Raw genomic sequence first — 21730 nt, 5'->3', positions numbered from 1 at the left:
CCTTCAGAGGTGCATCCACTATATTTTTCAGTACGGAAAAATGCGGAAACAGATTGAACTGCTGGAACACCAGTCCCACATCACCGTTTTTGATGATCTCGCCGCTGTCCGGCATCTCAAGTCCTGTGGCACAACGCAGGATGGTTGACTTGCCGGAACCGGAAGGACCGATGATACTTAAAACTTCTCCCTCTTCCACGTCAAGAGAGATATCTTTGAGAACTTCCAGTCCGTCAAAGCTTTTTTTGATATGTTTCATTTCAAATAATTTCATATTTTATACTCTCCATTCCGGTTAGCGATAGTAATTCATACTTTTCTCAACCTTCTGCATCACAACAGCCACGATCAGATTGAACACATAATAAAATATCGCAGCGATCACAAATGGCATCATTGTTGTCTGTGCACTTGCGATCTGCTTGGCAATGGTAAACATCTCCGCAACTGCCACAACAAACGCAAGGGAAGTATCCTTGACCAGCGTAATGACCTCATTCGTAATAGACGGCAAAATCCTCTTGATCACCTGTGGAAGGATGATGCGGAAAAATGTCTGTACCTTATTGTATCCAAGGATCTTTGCAGCTTCATACTGTCCCACCGGCATGGATTCAATGCCGCCGCGATAGATTTCTGCAAAGTAAGCTGCATAGTTGATGGCAAATGCGATAAATACAGCGATCAGACTATATCCCATGGAAATACGGATCCCGAAAATAAAATAAGGGCCGAAATATACCACCATCAGCTGCAGCATCAGCGGCGTTCCTCTCATGATGGATATGTACCCGGATACAATGGTACGGATCACTTTGTTTCTGGACATTCTGCCAAAACAGATCAGAAGTCCCAGCGGCAGAGAAAACAGCAAGGTTACAAAAAAGATCTCAATAGAGACCAGCATTCCTCCTGCCAGCTGCTGGAGCATTACACTAAAACTCATTTTTTTCCTCCTGGTTCGGAGTATCAGTCCCATTTATCGGACTGATACCTGTAATTCCTGTAAACAACAGGAAATGAGCGTGTACGGCAGCTCTTTCTGCGCCGAAGCACCCTCATTTCCTTTTTATGCGGAAGCTCCAAAAGCTTCTGCTATGTTTCTTATTTCTACTGCTGTTGGATAGCTTAAAAAATTATCTTCACAGCTTTTACTGTGCCGGATCTGTACCGGATCATTTGGATTCAGAATCGGTTTCTTTCTCTGTGCTGTCTGCACTTTCTTCTGTGTCAGCTTCTGCTGAATCAGAATTCTCTGTCTTATCCTTGTCCTCGCTGATGCAGAGCATGCTCTTATCCAGTTCATACTTATCTGCAAGCTTGTCTACCTCACCGGACTCATCAAGTTTCTCAACTTCATCCCATACAAGCTCTTCCAGTTCATCATTTCCCTTCTTGAATCCGATGCCATACTGCTCGTTCTGGATCGGCTCGTCAAGGATCACATATTTATCCTTGCCTCTCTGGGAAAGCTGATAATTAGCAACACCGATATCAACAGCAACAGCGTCTGCAGCTCCGGAATCAATATTCATAAATGCAGTGTTGTAGTCCGGATTCTCTGTAAGAGATGCAAAGCTGTCCTTCAGTTCCTTATTGTCATCGTTGTTCAATGCGTCCAGTGCAGCGGATGCAGCCTGTACAACTACGTTCTTGCCCTTAAGATCCGCAAGCTTCTCAATTCCGGAATCCTTGGCAACTACGATCACCTGCTCATTGTTGATGTATGGATCACTCCATGTATAGTCATCCTCACGTCCGTTGATAGTAAATCCATTCCATATACAGTCGATCGTTCCGGAGTTCAGCTCCATATCCTTGGAATCCCAGTTGATAGGCTTCTTAACAAGTTCCCAACCAAGATTATCACATACTTCCTGGGCAAGGTCAAGGTCAAATCCTACATATTCTCCGTTATCATCCTTATATCCGAACGGAGGATATTCAGCATCAAATCCTACGATCAGGGTCTTATCCTCAACACCTGCCTGTACACTCACTCCTGTTACCATCATTCCTATTGTCATCGCTGCCGCCATTACTACTGCAACTGTTCTTTTCTTCATGGTCATTCTCCTTTTTTCGGTTATCTCTTTATCACATGGTCACTCTACCACGTGAAAGCGTATGGTTATAGTAACATACCCAAAAGGAGCTGTCAAGAGCAAACCTTCTGCTCTGCCAGATAATCTTTGTATTTCATTCTGGCCGTTTTCAGATATGTTCTGGAAATTGGGATTTCCGTCTGTCCGACCACAAAACTGTTCTTCTTAAGTGAAGTTACCTTCTCCATGTTGATACAAAAGCTCTGATGACATCTCAGAAAGCTACTGTCTGACAGCTGTCCCGAAAAATCCCCCAGCCTGGCTCTGCAGCTGATCTTTTTTCCATCGGTAAGATGAAATGTCACACTGTGAAGACTACTGGATATATATGCCAGATGATCGTGCTGCAGTGTATAAACCTGTGTCCTGTAGCGAAAATACAGCGCTCTTCCGCCTTCACGCCTGCATACCTCCAGGATATGTACCAGAACATGTTCCAGTTCTCCACTTTCAACCGGTTTGACCAGATAGTTATAGGCAAACACTTCAAATGCTTCTTTATAGAATTTTTCATTCTCTGCCACCAGCACAACCGGGATATAATGTCCTTTCAGGCGCATTGCCCGCACAGTTTCCAGACTCCTGCCCTGATCACCATCCAGTCCCAGAAATATCAGATCGCAGATCTTGTGTCCCTCTGCCAGTCCCTTCAGGAGACTCTCTCTGGTCCGATACAGAAGGAGCTCTGCATCAGGGACCAGTGTGGAAAGCTGCCTGTACAGCTTCTGTGCATCCTTTCGTATTTCATCACATATCGCGATCGTCATCACTGCCATTGCCGTGTTTTCCTCCCTCATGCTCTTTCTGATATTAACATTTTATTTTCAAAGAAAGACCTACGCAATATGTGCTTCTAATTGTGCCTTGTTTTTTTACAAATTATTGCAATTCATGATCTGTTTTCGTATAATAATGTCATATAAGCACCAAAAGGAGTACTACTATGTCTGATTTCAGCAACAAATGCCGGGAATACCTAAAGGATACAGGAGAAAACGTTTATCAGTTATCTGCTTCTTCGGGACTTGACCGTACCTCGCTACAACGTATGATCACAGGGAAACGTCTTCCCGGTATTGATTTTGTGCGCCAGTTCTGCGATTCCCTCCGGATCAATCCTTCCCAACGCAGGGAACTGATGGAATTATATAAAATAGAAAAAATTGGAAAAGAAATATATTACAACCGCAAATATATACAGGAGCTTCTGGGTGTTATCAGCTCCCAGCAGGTCATTTCCCGGGAGGGTTTTCTCAGGCTTCCATCCTTTCCCTTTTACCGTGGAACTTTTTCTCTTGATGTGGAAAAGAAGGTCCTGAGCCTTTTTGAGGACATCCTGTCTTCCGGTTCTTCTGAAACGATCCGTACCAACCTTCCGGCCAACTGCCGGCTTCTTGTACAGATCTTTTCCCATCTTTATCCCAAATATGAGAAACTGCCACCGGTGATCCAGATCCTGCCGCTTCACCAGAACCCGTCCGCCTCACCGGATTACAACATGAATCTGGAAACCTTTCTCTGCACACTCCTTCCGATCCTGTCAGGTTTTGTGGGCTACCAGCCATATTATTACTATACTCAGACAGGCCGAGAGTTTTCCAGCTATGAACTGTTTCCTTTTTTCTTACTCACTGAAAAAAAGCTGCTGCTGTTATCCTCGGATATGATGACCTGTATTTTTACTGAAAATCCGGAAGCGATCCACGCATATCAACAGGAATTCCGGCGGGCTCTTGAGAATTCCAGCCAATTCTTCCTGCAGTCGGATTCTCCGGACAGGATCCTTAATATCTTTGGTTCTATCATGCAGACAAAGATCTCAACAAATTTTGCACTGGAATCTCATCCCTGCCTTGCACTGATGTCCTATGGTCCGGGCTTTATTCAGTCATTGTTTGATAACAGGGATATCGATCTTTCCGATCCGGTCTATACCCAGCTGGCAGCGGTTCTGAAACAGCCTTCCTTTGCTTTTACCGAAGCTGCCTTTTCCTGCAATTATTTTACACTGAACGGGATCCGGAAATTTGCCCGTACCGGACTCCTTGACGGACCTTATTCCTACCATCAGACTCCTCTTCCGAAAGAAGAGCGAAAAAAAGCCCTCAAGCATCTTCTTGACACAGATATGGGACATGAAAAATGCAGGATCCTGAAGCCTTCCGTACTTCCTGAAACCGGGATCCATCTGGAAGTTCTGTCTGACTATTCCGTTTTTCTCTGCTTTCTTTCCGAAAAAGATACTTTTCTCTGTATCTATCTGAAAGAAACCAGTATTGGACAGGCCCTGAATGATTACCTCTGTTCCCTGTCTGAGGAAGAATCCGTATATACAAAAAAAGAAGCCCAGCAGATCCTGCTGGGACTTCTTGAACAGCTTTAAGAGCCGGTACTTCTGTGATATTCTCTTGTGAGATCCTCCAGGATCCTGTCGGTTTCTCCGGATGCGATATGCTGCTCCGGGAGACCGGCAAAGCTTTTCAGAGCCTGGTCTGTTTCCTGCCTTACCATTTCATCTGTCTTCAGATCTTCCTGTCGTTTCCTGTATTCTTCTTCACTGTGAACACTGCGGTAGGCCAGAAGATAAACCTTCATCGCTTTCTCTGAATGCTTCTCCTTCCATGCTTTCCAAAAGCAATCCAGCGCTTTATCCATCTGGAACAGGTAACTGTATGCGCATCCCTGATTATGCAGGATCCTTTCACGCATCTCTCCGGTGATTTCTTTCCCGCCATGCTCCAGAAGCTTCTGATAAACACGGAGTGCATTCACATACATCCGATTCTCCATCAGCGCATCACCTTTGCGTTTCTCCCGTATTTCTTCAGGTTCACGTTTTCTGGCTTCAATGCGCCCGTTTAAGGTCTTAAGCTCTTCATAAGCCAGATAATTGATCTCTTTAAATATCGGATACAGTACTTCTTCAAGTCCGGCCTCTCTTCCAATATAAGGTTTCAGCTTGGCCGCAAGCTTCGGAAGCTCCAGTTCTTCCTCCAGCCAGGTACAGAGCTTACTGCTGATCAATGAGCTGTCCACAAGATAAAGATTGTTATAAAGATAATAGCAGAGTTCTTCTATAGAATAGATATTGGTACTGATATTTTCGATATAAAACGGCTTCTCTGCCTTTTTTACCTGACATAAAATATATCCGCTCATGCCTGCTTCCTTTCTTCCTGCTCATCCCATCGTACCAGTTCCCTCCAGATCTTCCCACTGGAAGGATACATTTCGCCAAAGCCCAGATCCTCTACTGTGATCTCACAGTCTCTCGGCGATACGTATTTCAGCGTGAGGGAAAGCCTTGAAGTCCGATTAGGCCGCTTTGGCAGACCCTCAAGTGCCATGGCCACACGTTTCTTCTCGGTTTCTTCCGGAATACTTACCACAAATACCAGTTCACTGGTATCATCCAGGATCAGCTCGCAGGATGCACTGCATTCATACCAGTTGCTGCCGCTTTCGATCAGCGGATAGTAAGCCGGAGAGCCCATCACCCGCATATCCATTCCTACGTCCGCAGCCACCAGCGAATCGCTTAAATAGCGGTAACCTTTGAGTTTTTTATCCTCCAGCCTGTCCTTACCGGCTATGCAGGCTCCCTTTGCAAAAAGATTGTTTCCGTAAAAAACCTTCCGTCCCTGATGACACAGGAGCTTTACAGACTGCTGTGCCCACTGCTGGTCAAATCCTTCTCCCGTGATCTGCACACTGGAGAAGAGCTCTTTGCCGAGAGTCTTACTGATAAAACGGTAAAATTCCACATCACGGATCTCTTCTTCCGGTTCAAGCTTTGTACTGACCGGATCCTCCAGTTTTACAAGCACCGGTCTGGAAGAGCCGTTGATGGTCAGCTTCCGGAAAGTTACCGTATCGCCTGCAAAGGCATACCATCCTACACTTCGATTCCAGGTTTCCCGTTTCTGTCCCAGTGCATAATAATAAAAGCTCTCGCCATAGTCCATAAGCATATATTTCTCACGGGAAAAACCTGCAAGGCTGCAGGCCTTCTGATAATTCCGTACCTGAAGTGTACTAAGCTCCGGCGATGTGATACAAAGGCACCGGGTATTCTTTACGATATCCTGGATTCCCAGAAATTTCAGGATTCCCCTTAGAAAATGTGCCAGAAGCTCTGCCGGCTCTTTTTCCTCTCCTGCCACCTGGATCTTTTCTTCCTTCTGACAGATATCATAGATATTTCCGATCATGATCCCGCCCTTTTCCCTGGCAAAATACTCTGCTTCCAGGCCTACGCAGTAATCACCGTGATCGGTACGATAGCAGATACAGCCCGGAGCTTCGTACTGACTGGCTCCTACCTTCATGGAAAGAGAACGGGCTTCTTCTGCTTTTCTGTCATAATAACAGATCTGTGTGTATTCTTTTCCAATATCAATTCCTATGATCAAGTCACGAATTTCATTCATCTTTCCGGTTCCTTCTCTATGACAAACATTTCATTAACGTACTGTTCCTGCCGGAGATACTGTGCCAGCTTCTCCTTCACTTCCGTATCTTTCTCCAGTTTCCTTGCACAGAGTATTTGATTGATCAGCTGATATTTGCTGGATGCCTGGTCATTACTCTGGCTCATGGTCAGTATTTTTTCTTCCGTTTTGTGTACACCGGTTTCATCTTCTGTCTGGAAATAATATCGCAGGGTCTCTCCATAAAACAATGTAAATGCTCTGGCAAAAATTCCCTCATAGACATTTTTGAGCGGTTCACTTTTATAGTCCGGTACAGTTCCAAGTCCTGTATCCAGGGAATAATACAGTGTGACCAAAGTCTCCGGTGAAGTATGATACTCTACAAAAGTCTTATCATCCAGCTGATACGGTCGCAGGATACTCTGATCCAGATTCCGGAAAAACTCAAATAGCATTCCTTCCTTTACACAGGAGGAGAGGATTTTTTCCTCCATTTCCAGATTTTCTTCATCAGCAGTTTTTTCTTCGGAAAGCAGTTTCAGAAGGGTCAGGTCACAGATCCGGTCTCCGGGCCACTCCTTTTCTCTGCGATTTTTCAGATACTCCTTAAGTCCAGGCATCTCCGGCATTTCTTTTACAAACATTCCGTAAGACATCAGAGTCAGATACGCACCAATCACACTCTCTTTTCCGGAATGACGGATATATGCTTTCAGGATATCCGCACCCTCTGGCCGGTAATCCCAGTTAAACATCAGAAGAGAAAGGATCCTCTCCTCCAGATTATAGGTATCCATCTCAAACCCACAGGCACTTTTCCAGATATCCAGAAGTTCATCCACAGGTCCAAACCGGAATTTCATCAGATACATGAGGATCACTTCATCATAGATTCCCTGTCGGTATACATGAGAGGAAAGTGCGATCAGCTCTTCGTCTTCCGCACAGTCACAGCGGATGATCATACGGCTTACCAGCTTCAGAAGCGCACGCTCCTCTACTCCTTCAAATCCAAATGCTTCCACCACGCTCATAGCCTGCGGAAACAGTCCCCGCTGGATCAGGATCTCCAGAAGGGTTTTCCGGTCGACCATGGCATATTCCCGATAATCCATCATCTCCAGACAGGCATCCAGATCTTCTCCCTGCACGTGATCCCGATAATAATCCAGGATCTTTTTGCGGATCAGCCTCTTATATTCATCGGTAAACGCCGGTGAAAGGACCAGTTTCTGAAAAATTCCCAGATTCTTACGACTGATCTCCTGACCCTGACAGTAATACAAAAGCACAGCCGGTTCATCCGCCCCTTTTTCCAGCACTGCCGGAACCATCTCACGATCATCAAAAAGTGGTGTCAGATTATAATCTACCGTAGCAGCATAACGTCTCTGTTTTTCATCCTGAAATACAACGGCCGCATCTTCGCTGCAGATCCTTGGGTAAGCGATCCCATGGATACACGGATAGATTTCTTCCTGTTTCATCTGTCTGTGACGGACGATCACACTGCGGACCTTCGGATCATCCGTATACAGCCGGCAGGTAAACATTCTGGAGGCGATCACCTGCGCTTTTTCGCTGTCCGATGGTTCCCGCATGAATTCCTGATAAACAGCGGCATAATTTTCATTCATCCGGCCTTCCCGTAACTTACGGAAAGCAAATTCTTCCATGCTTTCACGATAACTTTCGTATGTCTGTGGATCACGTTCCTTCCCTGCAATGATGCATGCATACAGATAGGCACGCTTGGAATCACCGAGAGTATTGTTGTTATAGGTAAAATACATCAAAAGCGGTTTCGGCAGGACTCTCCGATAAGAAGTATCCAGTGTTTCCACATAATATTCATACAGCCGTGTGATCCGAATCCCGCGGTCCACGGCAGCGGAAAACCACTGAAAATATTCCGGTTTTCTTGGATTTCCCTTCATAATATATTTACAGATAGCTTCCACGGTATCATCCGACGGAAAGGCTTCACATCCCATGGCCATAGCACGGTACAGACTTTCGTTAAAAGCTTTCTCATAACCGGAAAGATATGCCAGGCGCATGACCAGCTCTTCCGTCAGCATCTGTTCTTTTCCTGCAAAAAGGAATACCTGGGCCCAGAACCCATTGATTCGATGCAGCAGAGACATATCTGCACAAATACTGTTCCATGCTTCCAGATACAGAAAAGGACTTGTACATCCCCGCTCAAAAAGTTCCTCCATCAGAAAGATCTTTTTTGACGGAGAAAGCGTATGATCCATTTCAAATACCAGTTTCAGAAGGATAAAGCTGTCTTCCTTCTGCATCTGGAAATTCTGTACCTTGCGGAGGGCCTGTTCCTTATCCCGGTACAGCCCGGTCTGTGTACACAGATACAGATAAATCCCTGCCAGTTCCAGTTCATTGTGATGAAAGGATTTATTCTGATAACGCTCAAGGATTTCTGAAGCCTGGTCATCTTCTCCTTCCAGATGAAGAAGATAGGCTTCCAGAAGCTGATATTCCGGATATTTCAGTCCGTTTTCGCCCATACGGTCAAGCTTCTCATGAGTAGAGGCTGTCCAGGCCTGAAAATCTGTTCTTTTACAGAGATATCCCAGGTATTCCTTCATCAGAGATATCCGGTACTGTTTTTCCAGAAGATCCAGGTTCACGGCACTCTCAGTTCCTCTGGATGCAAGAACGTGATATACCAGTTTCTGGTATGGGGTTTTTACAATGATCTCGCCGTACTGATTTCCTTTTCCAAGTTTTTCCTGGCGGATCACATAGTTTATTTCACAGGTACTTCCGATAAAATCCTCTTCTGTGACCACATGCTTGCCTGCCTCCAGAAAATCCCCGTTTACCTCAATATCTGCCCGCAAGTGTCCCCATCCGCTCCTGTGGATATAAAGGGATTCCTGAACAGATTCACTGACATCATAAAAACCGGCCTCTTCTCTGTTCAGACTCAATGTCACCTTTTCCTTGGCACCGGCTGCGATCAGAAATTCCTCCAGATGCTGATAGGTCACCGGCTGCTGTGACATTCCTGCATAAAGAGAACGGATCTTCTCACTCTGATCACTCAGGATCAGGGAAAAATGTCGTTCTGTAAAGATCCGGTAAGCCTCATGGAAATCTTCCTTTGCAATATGCAGAAATTCTTCCAGAGAAGATACCTTTCTGCCTGCACTCTTCACCTCTTCCGTCTGTACCTGTACAGTGAACGGCAGCTTATATTCTCCGATACTGGTAGTAAAACACAGCCAGCCTTCAAAGCTCTCTCCCGGCTTCATTCCCTCTGCATCTACCCCATAAGGCATGCGCACTGTGGTTCCGGAAAAGCGGTCAAATCCGGGCACCAGTCTCCGGTCAGATGAAGTCACAAAGCCACTGATCCTGCGGTTGTCATCGGTACCGAAATAAATCTCATCCTTTGTAGTCTCTCCTGCCTTCAGCGTAGCGAAAATACGGTCCTGTGAAAACAGAAGCTCAGGCTGTTCATAAATAAATTTTCCGTTAAGAAGCTGTTCTATCCTCTTTTTCAAAATATATACTCCTCATCAATATACACTGATTGTTGTCACTCGTATTTTATGATTATACACCAGATCAGAATGTGGCGCAACAGGTGTTCGCCTCTGTCCTTTTTATAAAGTTTCTGTTGGAAAAGCACGAAAAGCACGTCCGGCTCATAAGCTATAAGGAAATCCCCTTTGAGGTGAACCCTTGAAAACCTTTCTGAAACCGCTTTCTTTTGCGGAAGAGCAGTTCTATCTTCTGCAGCTCCAAAGGGGCGATCCGGAAGCAAAAAATATTCTTATCGAACACAATCTCCGCCTCGTAGCACATGTTGCAAAAAAATATCAGGGATGTGACGAGGATCAGGATGATCTGATCTCCATAGGCACCATAGGTCTGATCAAAGCCATTTCCACCTTTGATCCCAGCCGGACTTCCAAGCTTTCCACTTATGCTGCACGGTGCATTGACAATGAGCTTCTCATGATGTTCCGTGCCCGCAGGAAACGTTCCAGAGAAGTTTCTCTCTATGAGCCCATCGGCACAGACCGGGAAGGCAACGAGATCAGCCTTCTCGATATCATTGAAAGTCCACCCGTTGATGTTGTGGATGATTGTTTCAAAAGGGACAGCATTTCCTATCTTCTCCGTTGTATCCGGACAGTACTCTCCCCAAAGGAATACCAGGTGATCTGCTGCCGCTACGGTTTGAATGGTCAGGAGCCACTGACCCAGCGAGAGATTGCTGAAAATCTCTCCATCAGCCGCTCCTATGTATCCCGTATCGAAAAGAACGCTCTTCGAAAACTCCGTACTCTTTTTCCTGAAAATCAGTAAAGGGGAGAACGTTCTTTTCGTTCTCCCCTTTACTCTCTTATCCACCCTTTCGGATCATTCACCTCTTCGGAGAATATCAAATACCTCCGGCATCTCAGTCAGTTTCACATAGATCCTCTGCTGAGCATGTGGTGCACTCTCCATAGCTTCGCCCTCTTCATTATAAATGGCTTCCACTGTGACCGGAATATTCCTTCCGTCCGGTTTCATGATCTCGATGGTCTCTCCTACAGAAAACTTGTTTCTCTGTGTCAGTCTTGCCAGACCTCTCTCATCGATCTCTTCTGCAAATCCAAGATATGTGTATTCTCTTACATATGTGTTGCTGTCATAGATCTGGGTATTCTCATCCGGCTTTCCGTAAAAAAATCCGGTGGTAAACTGACGGTAGGTACAGTTTGAGATCTGCTCCTGATACCACGGCATATTTGCATGATATTTTTCCGGACTTTCCATACAGTCGTCAATGGCTTTGCGGTAGGTTCTTGCCACTGTTGCCACATAAAGAGCTGTTTTCATACGTCCTTCGATCTTCAGGCTGTCAATACCGCTTGTAAGGATATCTTCCATATGTTCTACCATACAGAGATCCTTGGAATTAAAAATAAAAGTTCCTCTCTCATTTTCAAATACCGGCATGTATTCTCCCGGACGCTTCTCCTCCACAACAGAATATTTCCATCTGCAGGGATGGGTACAGGCTCCCTGATTGGCATCTCTTCCTGCCATAAAGTTACTGAGAAGACATCTTCCGGAATAGGAAATGCACATGGCGCCGTGGATAAACGTTTCAATCTCCATATCCTCCGGAATATGTGCCCGGATCTCCCGGATTTCTTCCAGAGAAAGCTCTCTTGCACTTACCACACGTTTAGCACCAAGGTTATACCAGAAACGGTAAGTCTCATAATTGGTATTATTTGCCTGTGTACTGATGTGACGCTCGATCTCCGGGCAGATTTCCTTTGCATACATAAAGATTCCCGGATCTGCGATGATCAGTGCGTCCGGTCCGATCTCCTTCAGTTCCTGAAGATATTCCCTTACACCCTCAAGATCACGGTTATGCGCCAGGATGTTTACTGTCACATAAACCTTTACACCATGGGAATGGGCAAATGCGATTCCCTCACACATATCTTCTTTTGAAAAATTCTTAGCCTTTGCACGAAGTCCAAAAGCTTCTCCGCCGATGTAAACAGCATCTGCACCATATATGACGGCAACCTTTAAAACCTCAAGGCTGCTCGCCGGAACCAATAGTTCTGGTCGTTTCATAAACCTGTTCTCCTGTTTTTACACTTACAGCCGCTCCGTCTCCAAGAGGAAGCACCGATGTACGAAGCACCGGACTGTGAGTCAGCTGCCAGAGATATTCTCTCATTCTTTTATAGATTGTACGGTTACGCCGTTCCACAAGATAATGAGATTCAATAATATCCCCTTCCTGCAGCACGTTGTCAGATACCAGCACGCTTCCCTCTTTCATCAGTCTCAGCACGTCAGGAAGCCAGTGGATATACTGGCCCTTGGCTGCGTCCATGAAGATCATATCAAAGGTTCCGGTAAGATTCTTCAGGATCTCTCCGGCATCTCCCTCCAGAAGCGTGATCTGTGACTCTCTTCCTGCGCGCCTGAAATTATCCTTTGCGACAGGAATTCTTTTTTCATAATTCTCTATGGTAACAATTTCCATATCTTCCGGCCCATACTCACACATAAGAAGTGTGGAGAAGCCTACGGCAGTCCCCACCTCCAAAATGCGCTTCGGTTGTTTCAGTGCCAGAAGCATCCTCATAAAGCTCTGCATATCTCTCCGGATGATCGGCACCCGGTCTGCAAGTGCCTTTGTCTCCAACTCCTGCAGAAATGGAGTATTCCCCATATCCAGTGAATTGATATAGGTCTGCATGCGTTCTTCTACGATCACTGGCTGTTCGATCCTTCCTTGCTCTCTTCTCCTGACAGCACTGCAATGATCCTGGTCGGTGTATAAGCTGTACTGAGAAGGTATGTACCTGCTTTAATCTGTCCGTGATATGCGGACATTCTTTCCTGTATGGTAAATGCAAGCGCATCCTTGATAAGCCCCTTCTGCTCCAGTGTCTTGCCTACTTTATATGCAGAGGCACCTTCTTTTATGACTACCGTGACCTGCTGTCCCTCTCCCGGGCTCATAGCCTGCTGGTTAAACACATCGTAGCCAAACTGATATGCTGATTTTCCAACCCAGATCAGAAATACGATAATAAAGATATATACAGCGGTTTTAAATACCCCTCCAGCCAGAAAAACGCCGGCCCTGCCAACCTTGTCTCTTGTGTCTGCCATAGTCTTTCCTCCTATAAGTCAGGAATCTGTATGTCGATCCCGTCCACCAGCGTCCTGCATATCCGCTGCATCAGTCTGCACAGCGCAAGCTCTGCGTCGAGATAGGCATTTACTTTCAGGTTCTGTCTCAGACTTGCAGACTCCTGATTGAGCTGTTCCGCAATATGGAACAGCTCATCCTTGTCTGAATGATTCTGCAGTCTGAAATTATCTCCACGGAATCTCATCACTCTGGCTTTCAGCTCAGGATCCCCTTCAAGCTGGGCTGCCTGTTTCTGATATTCCTGATATTCATCGCTTCTGTGCACAGCATCGAGAAGCTTCTCGATCTCCATGCTGATCTCATCCATGAACCTACGCCTCCATAATGATAGGCAGGATCATAGGATTTCTCTTGGTCCGTTTCCACAGATACTCTCCAAGGGCATCCTTGACCTCGGTTTTGATCTTGCCCCAGTCCGTGATATTGTTCTCCAGGCAGGAATCCAGTGCAGTTTCCACAACCTGTCTGGCATGCTCCATAAGATCCTCAGATTCTCTTACATACACAAAACCTCTGGAAACGATATCCGGACCTGCGAGAACTACATTACTGTGGCGCTCCAGTGTCATAACTACGATCATGATTCCATCTTCAGACAGATGCTGACGGTCACGGAGTACGATATTTCCCACATCGCCAACGCCAAGTCCGTCTACGAAGATCGCACCTGTATGAACGCTTCCTGTCACCTTGGCATCCTGTCCGTCCAACTCCAGAACATTTCCGGAAGAAAGGATAAAAATATTCTCCTTCGGGATTCCCAGATCTTCCACAATGTGTTTCTGTGCGGTCAGATGACGGTACTCACCATGGATCGGAATGGCATATTTCGGTTTTACGAGGGAGTAGATCAGCTTGATCTCCTCCTGGCAGGCATGTCCGGAAACATGGACATCCTGGAAAATAACCTTGGCTCCCTTCATAGACAGTTCGTTGATGACCTTGGAAACTGCCTTTTCATTTCCGGGGATCGGATTGGAGCTGAAAATGATGGTATCGTTAGGCTTGATCGTGATCTTTTTATGGATATTGGCTGCCATACGGGAAAGTGCCGCCATGGACTCACCCTGACTTCCGGTTGTGATCAGAACCACCTTGTCGTCCGGATAATTCTTCACCTGATCGATCTCGATCAGTGTGTTCTCCGGGATCTGCAGATAGCCAAGCTCTGACGCTACGGAAATAACATTGACCATACTGCGGCCTTCCACAGCAACCTTTCTTCCGAACCGGTATGCAGTGTTAATGATCTGCTGCACACGATCCACGTTGGATGCAAAGGTTGCAATGATGATCCTGGATGTACGGTACTCATTAAAAAGATTATCAAATACATGTCCCACTGTACGCTCGGACATTGTAAATCCCGGTCTCTCTGCATTGGTACTCTCACACATCAGTGCAAGCACACCCTTCTTGCCGATCTCTGCAAAACGCTGCAGATCGATGGCATCTCCAAATACCGGTGTATAATCAACTTTAAAGTCTCCTGTGTGTATCACGATTCCCACCGGTGAATAAATAGCAAGTGCGGATGCATCCTGGATACTGTGATTCGTTTTGATAAATTCCACAGCGAAATCCCCAAGATTGATCACCTGCCCGTGTTTTACCTCTTTCAATTTGGTAGAACGCATAAGGTTATGCTCTTTCAGTTTGTTGCGGATCAGTCCCAGTGTCAGCTTGGTAGCATAGATCGGAACATTGATCTCTTTCAACACATACGGAAGAGCTCCGATATGATCCTCATGTCCATGAGTGATCACAAATCCTTTCACCTTGGAAATATTTTCCTTAAGGTATGTTACATCCGGAATGACCAGATCGATTCCCAACATATCGTCCTCAGGGAAAGAAAGACCACAGTCTACAACTACAATACTGTCGCCATACTCAAAAGCGGTAATGTTCATTCCGATCTGCTCCAGACCGCCAAGTGGTATGATCTTAAGCTTGGATGTTGTTCTGCGGCCGGTTTTCCGACCGGATGGCCTGCCGCCGGTCTTTGCCGGTTTCTGTGTGTTTCTGCTGTTTTTTACAGCGCCACCGGCTGCTGTTTTCTTTGCTGTTGGCCGGAAAGGCTTATCCTGACGGTTTTTGCTGCCACCACGATACTGTCTTGTTCTTGATCCGGCATTCTTTTGTCTTGCTGCGGTTCTTCTAGCACCGCCTGCGGAAACTTGTACTCTGCTCTCCGCATTTTTGTTGTCATCGTTGTTCTCGCTTTTCAAAAATCGCTCCTCCATTCAAAATTCACGTCATCCAGCATCTGCTGAAAAACTGCATATACAGCCTGAAGTTCGTCATCATCCTCGACCATCTCATAACAGGCTTCTGTGCTTCCCGGAGCTGAAATATCCTTCAGAATATATGCGTCTGCTTCCTCATCCTGTGAATCGGACACCAAAAGATAAGTCACACCCGCAATATTGGTCTGCTCCTCTACGTAAAACTCAGCAGCTGTGCCGTCGTCTGACTGAAATATTATTTTTTCCATATTTAATTCTTCCTTATCCGTTCTTGTCAAGCGGATATTCACAATCCGCATTTGCTACCTGATCCGCTCAAAATATCTATTTGCGTTTCCGATCATTCTTCCACGCCTTCCTGCTGCTCTCTTCTGTATGCGGCAGCATCCAGATATCCCTGCAGGATAAAGACTGCTGCTACCTGATCCAGATACTGTTTACGGTCTTCCTTATGCACACCGGTCTCCTCCAGAGTACGGTCTGCCGCCATGGTAGTCAGTCTCTCATCCCACATAACAACAGGCAGACCTGTACGTTTCTCCAGCATTCCCTTAAACTCCAGAGATTTCTCGGCCCGCTCTCCTACTGTATTGTTCATATTTTTCGGGTATCCCAGAACGATCTCCGTAACCTGATACTCCGAAATGATCTCTTCAATACGTGCCAGAGTACGACGAAGCTTGTTTTCCTGCTTGCGCCATACGGTTTCCACACCTTGGGCTGTCAGACCAAGGGGATCGCTCACTGCAACCCCAACGGTCTTCGAGCCATAGTCCAGTCCCAGTACTCTCATATTACCGTTCCCAGGACTTATTCTTGATATACTCGGTGAGAAGCTCCTCTACCAGCTCATCACGCTCCACCTTCATGATCATGCTTCTCGCACCCTTGTGGCTTGTGATGTAGGTCGGGTCTCCGGACATAATATATCCTACGATCTGATTCACCGGATTGTAGCCCTTCTCATCCATTGCATTGTACACCAGATCCAGGACTTCCTTTACCTGAAGCTCCTGATCCGGTTTTGTTCTGAAATACTGTGTATTTCCCAGATTATTCTCTGCCATTGTCTCTCACGTCCTTAAAATATATTCTTTTTTATTTTAATATAAATTTACATAAATTACAATCTTAAATTTAACGAGGATTGCGAATACAAACTGTCAACGTTACTGTTCACTCCGTTCTCAGTAACACGCTTCGCAAAATATTACCAGTGAACAAACAACCTTTCAACATACGATCCCGTTCTTCACTCCACGGCTTCACCGGTCATGATATGCTCTTCAAGAAAGCCTTCTGCCTTTACGATTACGATATCATTTACGCCATAAGCTTCCGATTTCGGTACAGCAGTTTTTATATACTCCCGGCTGTGTCCCAGATACCAGGTCCGTCCATCCTTTGTATACTCTTCCTCGATCAGTACCTCCAGGTTTTTGCCAAGCATGGATTTCTCATAATCCCCTGCATGACGATGATGCAACTCGATCATCTTCTCACTGCGGAAGGATTTCTCCGCCTCTGTCAGCTGTCCGTCCATGGCAGCCGCCTTTGTTCCCTGTCTTCTGGAATATTTGAAGATATGAGTCTCGTAAAAACGGATGCTGTCCACAAAATCATAGGATTTCCGGAATTCTTCCTCCGATTCCTGCGGAAAGCCTACGATCACATCCGTTGTCAGTGCCGGATTTCCATACACTTCTCTTAAAAGCTCACAGCGCTCTCTGTATTCCCCGCTTCTGTATCTGCGGTTCATCCTCTCCAGGGTCTCATCACAGCCACTCTGCAGGGAAAGATGGAAATGCGGGCATACCTTCGGCAGCGCCGCGATCCCTTCCGCAAATTCTCTTGTAACGATTCCCGGTTCCAGCGATCCCAGACGGATACGCCTGATTCCTTCGATCTCATGCACAGCACGGATCAGAGAAAGCAGCGTCTCTTTTTTCTCCTCCGGGAAATCCACTCCATAGGAGCTTAAATGGATTCCTGTAAGGACCACTTCCTTATACCCTTTTTCCGCAAGTGCACGGACCTCCTTCAGCACACTTTCAATATTCCGGCTTCTGACACGGCCTCTTGCATAGGGAATGATACAGTACGTACAGAACTGATTGCATCCGTCCTGAACCTTGATATATGCCCTTACATGTTCTGCTGTATGATCAATGGAAAGTTCCTCATACTCTTTTGTCTGATTGATCTTGATCACATGTGAACCATGGCCCGGTTTGTTTTCCGCATATTCGGCCAGTGCCTCCACAATATTGATCTTCTGGTTATTTCCCAGAACAAGATCAATGGCTTCGTCTTTTTCCAGTTTCTCGCCACCGGTCTGTACATAACAGCCCGTTGCCACCACGATCGCTTCCGGATTCATTTTTTTTGCTTTGTGGAGCATCTGTCTTGATTTTCTATCTGCAATATTGGTTACTGTGCAGGTATTGATCACATAAATATCCGCTCCCGGCTCAAAAGGCACGATCTCATATCCCGCCTCCTCCAGAAGCTGCTGCATGGCCTCGATCTCATAGGCATTTACTTTGCAGCCCAGGTTGTGTAATGCAACTTTATTTCCCATTTTTCCTCACTTTTTTTACACTTTAACTAATTATTAAAACAATTTTTATCTCTTTTCACCTTGACTTTTTAGGTACTGACAGGTAAGATGAAAGCTGTAAAACAACAAAAATTTATCAAGGGAGGTTATTATAATGAAAACAGCTAAAATCTCACTGAATTCCATCGATAAGGTGAAAGCATTCGTAAACGAGATCAGCAAATTCGACTGCGATTTTGATTTAGTATCCGGAAGATATGTGATTGATGCAAAATCCATCATGGGTATCTTCAGCCTGGATCTTTCCAAGCCGATCGACCTCAACATCCATGCAGATGGCGCTGCTCTGGATAACGTAATGCAGATTATTTCCAAATATACAATCGACTAATCTATACTGTATATTTGAGAGGAACTGTATCGTATACAGTTCCTCTTTTTTCATGCTTTCAGAATCCTTCTGTTCTCAATGAACTCCCTTTTCCTGATATATCGGTAATTCCAGGGAACCTCTGCAACGAGGTTCCCTGTTTGTTTTTTCTTATCTAAAAACGGATCACTGAATTTCAATGATCTCTGTGGTATTCAGAGCCGTTTCCATAAGCTCATCGATCTTCTCAGAAAGCTTCTGCTCAGAACGGCGGATCACCTTAAGATTCGGCTTTGTTACAGGATGTTTCGCTACAAAGATGGTACAGCAATCCTCAAACGGCTGAATAGAAGTCTCAAAGGTATCGATCTTTCTGGAAATACGGACGATCTCCTCTTTATCAAAGCCGATCACCGGACGATATACCGGAAGTGTGCAGACCTCATTTGTAGAAGCAAGGCTCTGTAATGTCTGGCTTGCAACCTGTCCGATGCTCTCACCTGTGATAAGTCCGAGACAACGGTCTTTTTTAGCGAAATGCTCGGCAATACGCATCATATATCTTCTCATGATAATAGTAAGCTCATCATGAGGACACTGATCATAAATATAAAGCTGTATATCTGTAAAGTTAACTACATGGAGACGGATCGGTCCGCTGTATTTGGCTACCAGGCGGGCAAGATCCACTACCTTCTGTTTTGCGCGCTCACTGGTGTAGGGCGGTGCATGGAAATATACCGCATCGATCTTGACACCACGTTTTGCGATCATATAGCCGGCAACCGGACTGTCGATCCCACCGGAAAGAAGAAGCATGGCTTTTCCGTTTGTTCCGATGGGCATTCCGCCTGCGCCCGGAATAGTCTGGGAATATACGTAAATCTTGTCACGGATCTCAACAGAAAGATCCAGCTCCGGATGATGAACATCTACACTTGCCTCCGGGAACGCATCCAAGATACGTCCGCCAAGCTCAGCACTGACTTCCATGGAGCTGATCGGATAGGATTTCTTTGCGCGGCGTGTCCAGACCTTGAAGCTTCCGTTAAAGTCCGGATGCCACTGCTTCATATAACCCACAACATCTTCGGCAAGCTTCTCAAAGCCCTGTTCTTCATAGATCATAACCGGGCAGATGCCTACAATACCGAATACATGCTGCAGCGCATCTACAGCCTCATCGTAATCATAGTTCTCCGGGCAGAATACATAAACTCTTCCCTGCTCTTTTTTTACTTCAAAATCTCCCTCGATCTTGGAGAGTGCGATCTCCATCTGATGTACGAGAGCATCTTCAAAACGATAGCGGTTTTTTCCCTTAAGGGCAATTTCCGCATATTTGATCAGAAATGCATGTACTAACATAAAAATCCCTTTCTTCTGTATTCTCTATCGACGTGCATACCTGCGCAGCATCGGAATTGTTTTTCCCAGTGCTTCCAGGCAGTAATCTACCTCTTCAAAGGTATTTTCCTCACAGAAACTGATGCGGACGGTACTCTCCACATCCGCTCTTGAAAGTCCCATAGCTGTCAGTGTTGCACTCGGTTTTCTCTTATGACTGGAGCATGCACTTCCTGCGGAAATATATACTCCGAATTCTTCCAGCGTATGGAGAAGAACCTCACTCCGTACTCCGTGGAAGGTTACACTCATGATGTGTGGCGCTCCCTCCATTAACGGCATTCCGTTGACAGTGATATCGCCAAGCTTTGAAAGACCCTCTGCCATCCGCTCCTTCAGAGCATAGATGTGCTGTATCTTTTTATCAAAATCTGTGTATACCATATCTGCGGCAACGCCAAGGCCTGCGATTCCCGGCACATTGTCTGTTCCGGAACGCATACCGTTCTGCTGTCCGCCGCCAAGGATCTGCGGCTGTACTCTTACTTTTTCGTTAATATAGAGAAAGCCTACGCCCTTTGGTCCATGGATCTTGTGGCTGCTCACAGAAAGAAGATCGATCCCCAGCTTTTTCGGATAGATACGATACTTTCCGAATGCCTGGATGGCATCTACATGAAAAAGTGCTTTCGGACTTTTTTCATGGACAAGCTTTCCGATCTCTTCTACCGGCATCACGGCTCCCACCTCATTGTTCACGTACATCACAGACACCAGAATGGTATCCGGACGAAGAGCCGCTTCCAGTGCATCCAGCTTTACAACGCCCTGATGATCCACAGGAAGAATAGTCACCTCATAGCCCTGTTCTTTCAGATAGGCAAAAGGCTGGGCCACTGCCGCGTGCTCCACTGCCGTTGTAATGATATGGTTTCCCATACGCTTGTTGGCTTCCACGCCGCCGATAATAGCAAGATTGTCCGATTCTGTTCCACCGGAGGTAAAAAGAATCTCTTTTTCATTCACTTTCAGTAATTTTGCAAGGGTCTGGGCACTTCTGCGGACATAATTCTCCGCTTCCATTCCCTTTTTATGCATGGCAGAAGGATTTCCGAAATCTTCTGTCATGGTTTTGCAGACAATATCCTTTACTTCATCGAAGCATCTCGTTGTCGCGGAATTGTCAAAATATGCTTCCATAATCTATTCATCCTCCAGTTGAAACATCAGAACAGAAAGTACTGCGAGTCCCGCGGTTTCTGTCCGTAAGATCCGGTGTCCCAGGGTGATGGGTTTCGCACCGGCTTCCATGGCATCTGCCACTTCCTGCTCTTCAAAACCACCCTCAGGGCCGATAAAGACACCGATGCTTTTTCCCGGTTCGATCGACCGGATCAGTTCTTTCGTCTCTTTCATTCCCTTTGCAAGCTCATAAGGGATCAATAGAACGTCCAGTTCTTTTGCATAGACAAGGGCTTCTTTAAAGGTCATCACAGAATGTACCTCCGGCACCAGCATACGCTTGGACTGTTTTGCCGCACTTTCTGCGATCTGCTGCCAGCGGGATACTTTTTTTTCTGCTTTTTTGTTATCCAGTTTTACCACGCAGCGTCTGGTTGAAACCGGAACTACGGAATATGCTCCAAGCTCTACTGCCTTCTGGATGATCAGCTCCATCTTATCAGCCTTCGGCAGTCCCTGAAAAAGATAAATACGGTTCTGCAGCTCATAATCCGGCTCCTGTACATAGAGGATATGAAGCAGGACTTCATCCTCCCCCGCGTTTTCGATCACACAGTGATATTCTTTTTCCTTATCGCTGATCCAGAGCTCCTCGTCTTTTTTCATGCGGAGCACATTGACAATATGATTGACATCATTTCCTGTGATACGGATCTCATGTCTGTCCCTGTCGATCTGATGAGGTTCCACAAAAAATCGCTGCATG

22 protein-coding genes are annotated in these 21730 nt (G+C 45.9%); 3 read left to right on the top strand and 19 right to left on the bottom strand.

The features are described from left to right. The 4 genes from AB5026_RS05810 to AB5026_RS05795 all read right to left on the bottom strand — a co-directional run. Positions 1-274 (bottom strand): ATP-binding cassette domain-containing protein (locus AB5026_RS05810; protein WP_368212959.1); only part of this gene is annotated, 274 nt, incomplete at its 3' end. Positions 275-295: 21 nt separating this feature from the next. Further along, positions 296-946 carry an amino acid ABC transporter permease gene (locus tag AB5026_RS05805; RefSeq protein ID WP_022426149.1) on the bottom strand — a complete coding sequence of 217 codons (651 nt, stop codon included), beginning with the start codon at positions 944-946 and terminating at the stop codon, positions 296-298. Positions 947-1175: 229 nt separating this feature from the next. Continuing rightward, positions 1176-2066, bottom strand: coding sequence for an amino acid ABC transporter substrate-binding protein (locus AB5026_RS05800; protein ID WP_114002003.1), 891 nt, complete (start codon positions 2064-2066; stop codon positions 1176-1178). 92 nt (positions 2067-2158) lie between these two features. Next, complete coding sequence (locus AB5026_RS05795; protein ID WP_368212958.1) at positions 2159-2881, bottom strand: LytR/AlgR family response regulator transcription factor; 723 nt, start codon at positions 2879-2881, stop codon at positions 2159-2161. Between the two features lie 167 nt (positions 2882-3048). Here AB5026_RS05795 and AB5026_RS05790 point away from each other — a divergent pair, with 167 nt between their 5' ends. After that, complete coding sequence (locus AB5026_RS05790) at positions 3049-4488, top strand: hypothetical protein (protein WP_173739607.1); 1440 nt, start codon at positions 3049-3051, stop codon at positions 4486-4488. On the opposite strand, the gene AB5026_RS05785 is transcribed toward AB5026_RS05790, so the two are convergent. The 3 genes from AB5026_RS05785 to AB5026_RS05775 are packed head-to-tail and all read right to left on the bottom strand — an operon-like array spanning position 4485 to position 10071. Beyond that, positions 4485-5264, bottom strand: coding sequence for a hypothetical protein (locus AB5026_RS05785; RefSeq protein ID WP_059085392.1), 780 nt, complete (start codon positions 5262-5264; stop codon positions 4485-4487). The two genes, AB5026_RS05790 and AB5026_RS05785, sit on opposite strands and share 4 nt — an antisense overlap. Continuing rightward, positions 5261-6535: a DUF5716 family protein gene (locus AB5026_RS05780; RefSeq protein ID WP_022426152.1), complete on the bottom strand. Its 1275-nt coding sequence runs from the start codon at positions 6533-6535 to the stop codon at positions 5261-5263. The genes AB5026_RS05785 and AB5026_RS05780 overlap by 4 nt, the downstream gene beginning before the upstream one ends. Continuing rightward, positions 6532-10071, bottom strand: coding sequence for a DUF5717 family protein (locus AB5026_RS05775; RefSeq protein WP_256164083.1), 3540 nt, complete (start codon positions 10069-10071; stop codon positions 6532-6534). Before AB5026_RS05775 ends, AB5026_RS05780 begins: the two co-directional genes overlap by 4 nt. Before the next feature lie 181 nt (positions 10072-10252). On the opposite strand from AB5026_RS05775, the gene sigK reads away from it, so the two are divergent. Continuing rightward, positions 10253-10882: an RNA polymerase sporulation sigma factor SigK gene (sigK, locus tag AB5026_RS05770; RefSeq protein ID WP_110102496.1), complete on the top strand. Its 630-nt coding sequence runs from the start codon at positions 10253-10255 to the stop codon at positions 10880-10882. 54 nt (positions 10883-10936) lie between these two features. Here sigK and AB5026_RS05765 read toward each other — a convergent pair whose 3' ends face one another. The 9 genes from AB5026_RS05765 to mtaB form a co-directional block, all read right to left on the bottom strand. Then, a complete protein-coding gene (locus AB5026_RS05765) occupies positions 10937-12160 on the bottom strand; it encodes a U32 family peptidase (RefSeq protein WP_015527092.1) in 1224 nt (407 codons plus the stop codon). Beyond that, a complete protein-coding gene (locus AB5026_RS05760) occupies positions 12120-12812 on the bottom strand; it encodes an O-methyltransferase (RefSeq protein ID WP_021652340.1) in 693 nt (230 codons plus the stop codon). Before AB5026_RS05760 ends, AB5026_RS05765 begins: the two co-directional genes overlap by 41 nt. Then, positions 12809-13213 (bottom strand): endolytic transglycosylase MltG, encoded by a 405-nt coding sequence (locus AB5026_RS05755; RefSeq protein ID WP_015527091.1) that lies wholly within the window; start codon positions 13211-13213, stop codon positions 12809-12811. Before AB5026_RS05755 ends, AB5026_RS05760 begins: the two co-directional genes overlap by 4 nt. 11 nt (positions 13214-13224) lie before the next feature. Then, entirely contained in the window at positions 13225-13563 is a 339-nt protein-coding gene (locus tag AB5026_RS05750) for a YlbF family regulator (RefSeq protein ID WP_021652339.1), read from the bottom strand. A gap of 4 nt (positions 13564-13567) precedes the next feature. Then, on the bottom strand, positions 13568-15502 hold the full coding sequence (locus AB5026_RS05745; RefSeq protein ID WP_173722747.1) for a ribonuclease J: 1935 nt from the start codon (positions 15500-15502) through the stop codon (positions 13568-13570). Next, the gene (locus AB5026_RS05740) at positions 15484-15753 is read right to left on the bottom strand and encodes a DUF1292 domain-containing protein (protein ID WP_059086846.1); all 270 of its coding nucleotides are present in this window, start codon (positions 15751-15753) and stop codon (positions 15484-15486) included. The genes AB5026_RS05745 and AB5026_RS05740 overlap by 19 nt, the downstream gene beginning before the upstream one ends. A 92-nt stretch (positions 15754-15845) precedes the next feature. After that, on the bottom strand, positions 15846-16298 hold the full coding sequence (gene ruvX / locus AB5026_RS05735; protein WP_173759870.1) for a Holliday junction resolvase RuvX: 453 nt from the start codon (positions 16296-16298) through the stop codon (positions 15846-15848). 1 nt (position 16299) lies between these two features. Then, entirely contained in the window at positions 16300-16572 is a 273-nt protein-coding gene (locus tag AB5026_RS05730; protein ID WP_015527087.1) for an IreB family regulatory phosphoprotein, read from the bottom strand. Between the two features lie 185 nt (positions 16573-16757). Then, positions 16758-18086 (bottom strand): tRNA (N(6)-L-threonylcarbamoyladenosine(37)-C(2))-methylthiotransferase MtaB, encoded by a 1329-nt coding sequence (gene mtaB / locus AB5026_RS05725; protein WP_021652336.1) that lies wholly within the window; start codon positions 18084-18086, stop codon positions 16758-16760. 133 nt (positions 18087-18219) lie between these two features. Here mtaB and AB5026_RS05720 point away from each other — a divergent pair, with 133 nt between their 5' ends. Continuing rightward, entirely contained in the window at positions 18220-18456 is a 237-nt protein-coding gene (locus AB5026_RS05720) for an HPr family phosphocarrier protein (RefSeq protein ID WP_015527084.1), read from the top strand. Positions 18457-18621: 165 nt separating this feature from the next. On the opposite strand, the gene thiI is transcribed toward AB5026_RS05720, so the two are convergent. Genes thiI through AB5026_RS05705 form a run of 3 tightly spaced genes read right to left on the bottom strand, consistent with a single transcriptional unit; the run spans position 18622 to position 21729 of the window. After that, positions 18622-19803, bottom strand: coding sequence for a tRNA uracil 4-sulfurtransferase ThiI (gene thiI, locus AB5026_RS05715; protein WP_015527083.1), 1182 nt, complete (start codon positions 19801-19803; stop codon positions 18622-18624). 24 nt (positions 19804-19827) lie between these two features. Beyond that, the gene (locus AB5026_RS05710; protein ID WP_368212955.1) at positions 19828-20982 is read right to left on the bottom strand and encodes a cysteine desulfurase family protein; all 1155 of its coding nucleotides are present in this window, start codon (positions 20980-20982) and stop codon (positions 19828-19830) included. A gap of 3 nt (positions 20983-20985) precedes the next feature. Continuing rightward, positions 20986-21729 carry a 16S rRNA (uracil(1498)-N(3))-methyltransferase gene (locus AB5026_RS05705; RefSeq protein ID WP_092071274.1) on the bottom strand — a complete coding sequence of 248 codons (744 nt, stop codon included), beginning with the start codon at positions 21727-21729 and terminating at the stop codon, positions 20986-20988. Position 21730 lies beyond the last annotated feature (1 nt).

Origin of the sequence: Blautia sp. RTP21359st1_E11_RTP21359_211015 (genome assembly GCF_040910705.1) — a bacterium.
Taxonomy (GTDB): Bacteria; Bacillota; Clostridia; order Lachnospirales; family Lachnospiraceae; genus Blautia_A; species Blautia_A fusiformis.
The sequence above is the reverse complement of the archived record's forward strand: the minus strand, read 5'-3'. Positions and strand labels throughout refer to the sequence as shown.